Origin of the sequence: Sphingobium sp. IP1 (assembly GCF_002708645.1) — a bacterium.
GTDB classification, from domain to species: Bacteria; Pseudomonadota; Alphaproteobacteria; order Sphingomonadales; family Sphingomonadaceae; genus Sphingobium; species Sphingobium yanoikuyae.
The window spans coordinates 1-3,744 of record NZ_NOIW01000211.1 but is presented as its reverse complement, the minus strand read 5'-3'; the positions used below and the strand labels follow the sequence as shown (position 1 = coordinate 3,744).

Sequence of the window (3,744 nt, the reverse complement as noted above, 5' to 3'; positions counted from 1 at the left end):
CCCCTGCACAACGCTTGATGGATTTTGGTTGGGCCCATCACTCGACGAAGAATTCCCTCAATCAACGGCCCGCCTGCGACCAGCAGCTTGAATGGGTATCTCGCATGTAAATGACCGCGATTGGCCGTAAGGAGAACGGCAGGTATGGACCGCGGAAGGCAAACAACTGCCATTCTTAGGCTGGCGATGCAGGCCCCAATGCTTCGATAATACGGCAATCCGCAACGATGCCGCCATCGCAGGAATCAATTACCGCCTTCAGCTCTTTGCGAAGCGCCGCAAGGTCCGAGAGCTTGCGGTCAACTTCAAGTAGGTGCTCTTTGGCGATCCGGTCGATACCGGCGCAATCGCAGCTGCGGTCGCCCGAGATGCTTAACAGCGCACGGACCTGATCGAGCGAAAACCCGAGGTCGCGGGCCCGGCGGATGAAGGACAGTCGGCCAAGTTCCGCCTGCCCATAGTCCCGGTAGTTGCTCGTTGTCCGCGCCGGCTTAGGCAGCAGGCCGATTTTCTCATAATAGCGGATCGTCTCGATCTTCGTGGCCGTAGCCTTGCCCATATCGCCGATCGTGAATGCCATACCCTTGACCCTGTAGTTGCTACAGGCCCTATATAGCCTGTCATCACCGAAACAGGAGATGCATATGGCCGGCGGATGCTGCGGCGGATCACAGGACAATACCGAAAAGCTGAACGATGCGGCATGGCGGCGCGTGTTATGGATCGCGCTTGTGATCAACGCGGTCATGTTTGGCGTGGAGATTGTCGCCGGTGTCACTGCCGGGTCTGCATCGCTCAAGGCCGATGCGCTCGACTTCCTGGGCGACGCTGCCAACTACGCGATCAGCCTCGGCGTCGCGGGCATGGCGCTGGCGTGGCGAGCGCGGGCGGCTATGGCCAAGGGCGTATCGATTCTGTTGTTCGGGATTTGGGTGCTGGGCAACACGATCTGGATGGCGACGCAGGGCATAGTTCCAGCTGCTGAGACCATGGGGATCGTGGGCGTGATCGCAATGGTCGCGAACCTTGCCTGCGCCGCGATGCTCTGGCGTCACCGCGCGGGTGACGCCAACCGGCGCTCGGTCTGGATCTGCTCGCGCAACGATGCGATCGGCAATATCGCCGTGGTCGCCGCAGCGCTGGGCGTGTTCGGCACCGGCACGGGCTGGCCGGACATCGCTGTCGCAGCAATCATGGCCGCGCTCGCGCTGTCCGGCGGATGGCAGATCATCCACCAGGCGCGCGGTGAACTGAGGAGCAGGCCTATTCTCCGCCGAAGCGAATCCGCACCCCTCCGTTGAGGACAAACCCGTCGGTCGGTGCCCAGGCATCGACCGTCCATGCCCCCGCCGGTGCGCGACGCGGCAGGAGCAGCCGGTCATATTTCGTCTGCCGCACATTGAGCAGGTTTTCGGCATTGAGGAACAGGCTGACCTTGCCCAATATCACTTCGCCCATAGCGCCGAGCTGGACATAGGACCTGCTTTGCGTCCGGTAGGGATTGTCGTCCGGTATAGTATGCCTCGATCCCGAAACGGCCACGCCCTTCCTTCTCCCACATTCCGACAAGGCCCGCGCTGTCTCGGGGCGTCAGTGGTACGATCCGCCGACCAGAGCCATCGAGATCGGGTTCATTCGCGGCGACATGCACGTAGCTGCCGGTCAGAGACAGAGCCTGCCAGCGATAACGTAGCAGCACTTCGGCGCCGCGCGTCCGCGTGACGCCATCGGCATTGATGAGCGTGACATGATCCGCGTCCACCGTCTGCAACTGTTGGGCATGGTCAATGCTCGAGGCAAACAGGTTGAAGTTCGCTTCGAACGGTCCGCTGGCGTAGCCGAAGTCGATCGACCCGCTGTTGGCAAACTCCGCTTTGAGCTTTCCATAAGGCAGAAGGCGCGCAAGGCCATTGGCCTCTGTCTCCTCGACAAACGGTGTCGGCGCGTAGAAGCCGCGTCCCAGCGACGCACGGATCGTCCAGGGCCCAGGGCGATAGAGCGCGGAAAGGCGCGGGCTGACATGTGAGCCATAGTCGCTATGCGCATCCCAGCGCAGGCTCCCCGCCAGGGTCAGCCGGTCGGCCAGTTCCTGCTCACCCTGCACGAAAAGCGCGGGCACGGTATAACTGTAATCGAAGGCTGAGAACGCTTTGGACCGATAGTCGTCCAACTGGATCGCAGCGCCTGCCAGCCATGTCGTCTCGCCTGCCTTGCCGCCGAGCGAGGCCTCAGCGAATGCCGTGCGGTGGCGGTCATTCTCCACTGTCTTGCCGAAGACATGGCGATGCGATTGGGTAACGCCGGACGCGCGCAAACGCAGCGTGCCGATGCCTTCCAGCGGTGTTTCGGCCGTGAGGCCGAGGTCGTAGCGCCGGCTGTGCAGCGTCTGCGCGAACGGCGATCCGTCCGGCGCATTGGCTTCCGGCATCGTTCCGCCGTCGCGCTGCTCCGCCATCGCGCCGAAAGTGACCAAGGCTTTGGTCCCATCGGCAGTGTTGACAAACAGACGGGGCCGGACTGTGAAGCGCTCATAGCCGGGCATGTCGGCCCAGCCGTCATCGTTCAGATCCTGTCGGCTTTGACGGTCATAGCCAGCGGTGACCGAGGCACTGAACACGCTGCTGAGCGGCGCGGCGACATACCCCGTCACATCCTGTCCGTCACGACTGGTAGCATTGAGCAGGAGTTCGCCTTGCGACTCGCTGGCCGGACGACGCGACACCAAATTGATGACGCCGCCCAGTGCTGAGGGACCGTAGAGCGCCGATGCCGCGCCCTTGATGATCTCCACCTGGCCAAGATCGGTGGGCGGGATTTGCAGCAGACCAATGGAGGGTGTCTGCCCACCATAGAGGGGCAATCCGTCGGCCAGGATCTGCGTGTAGCGGCCCTTGAGGCCTTGGATGCGGACATTGGCCGCGCCTAGCGCGGGCGATGTGGTCTGAACCCGCACGCCCGGCGTCTCGCTGACGAGCATGGCGATGTTGCCGGGGCGCATGAGGAGCTTTTCTTCAATCTCCTCGCGATTGATGACATCGACACGGATCGGTTCGTCCTGAACCCTGCGCCCCGTCCGTGTCGCCTGGACCACAATCTCGGTCTCAGCCTCCTCTGTGTGGTCGGCCTGGACCTGTGCTTGCGCATAGGCTGTACCGGCCATCATGGTTGCAATAACCAGCGCGCTGCTCCCGACACAGACCCTGCCGGCACGAACCATCAAACTCACATTGCCCCCGTTCCTGCCCGACATCTGACGCCGGGTACGGAAGGCTCCATAAGACCTGTAGCGACTACAGGGTCAAGAACGGTTTTCAGGATCTGCTATTGGCCGTTGAAACGTCCGGGACGGTGCGCATTGCGTCGGGAGCGCGCGTAGGCCCGGACATTCTCCTGACGGTAACACCGGCAGCCTTGTGTAAGCCGCGCAGCCGATGATGACCTTCAGAAGGCAGCGTGACAGGTCAAGCAGGAACAGTTATCAGGGGGCGCCGAGAATAGAGTAGCAGGGTGGTGTCTCCTGCGCCCGCATATCGTGGGTTCTTCCCTGCCGCGGCGTCAACCTGACCATGTCGGGAAGACGCCTTGTTATGACAGGGCCGTGCTTTCCGATGGAAAAATGCTGATTCCGAGGGAAGCCGCCCCCTCATTCCGAAATGATGCCGCCCCCCTGTTCCGAGAATTACTCGCCCCCTGATTCCGAGATGATGTCGCCCCCTTTGCGGGGATGACGATGAAGGTCCGCTG

At 62.1% G+C, this 3,744-nt stretch carries 3 protein-coding genes; 1 reads left to right on the top strand and 2 read right to left on the bottom strand.

The genetic code is table 11. The features are described 5' to 3' along the window. Positions 1–175: 175 nt before the first annotated feature. Positions 176–580 (bottom strand): helix-turn-helix domain-containing protein, encoded by a 405-nt coding sequence (locus CG471_RS29260; RefSeq protein WP_066675305.1) that lies wholly within the window; start codon positions 578–580, stop codon positions 176–178. A 64-nt stretch (positions 581–644) separates the two neighbouring features. Between CG471_RS29260 and CG471_RS29255 the strand changes: the two genes are divergently transcribed. Beyond that, on the top strand, positions 645–1,301 hold the full coding sequence (locus tag CG471_RS29255) for a cation transporter (protein WP_066675301.1): 657 nt from the start codon (positions 645–647) through the stop codon (positions 1,299–1,301). 77 nt (positions 1,302–1,378) lie between these two features. Here the strand turns inward: CG471_RS29255 and CG471_RS29250 are convergent, their stop codons facing one another. Then, positions 1,379–3,217 carry a TonB-dependent siderophore receptor gene (locus CG471_RS29250; protein WP_231729948.1) on the bottom strand — a complete coding sequence of 613 codons (1,839 nt, stop codon included), beginning with the start codon at positions 3,215–3,217 and terminating at the stop codon, positions 1,379–1,381. Between the last annotated feature and the right edge of the window lie 527 nt (positions 3,218–3,744).

Coding starts and splice junctions, on each gene's coding strand:
- CG471_RS29260 (WP_066675305.1), bottom strand. CDS start 580: ATGGCATTCACGATCGGCGATATGGGCAAGGCTACGGCCACGAAGATC.
- CG471_RS29255 (WP_066675301.1), top strand. CDS start 645: ATGGCCGGCGGATGCTGCGGCGGATCACAGGACAATACCGAAAAGCTG.
- CG471_RS29250 (WP_231729948.1), bottom strand. CDS start 3,217: ATGGTTCGTGCCGGCAGGGTCTGTGTCGGGAGCAGCGCGCTGGTTATT.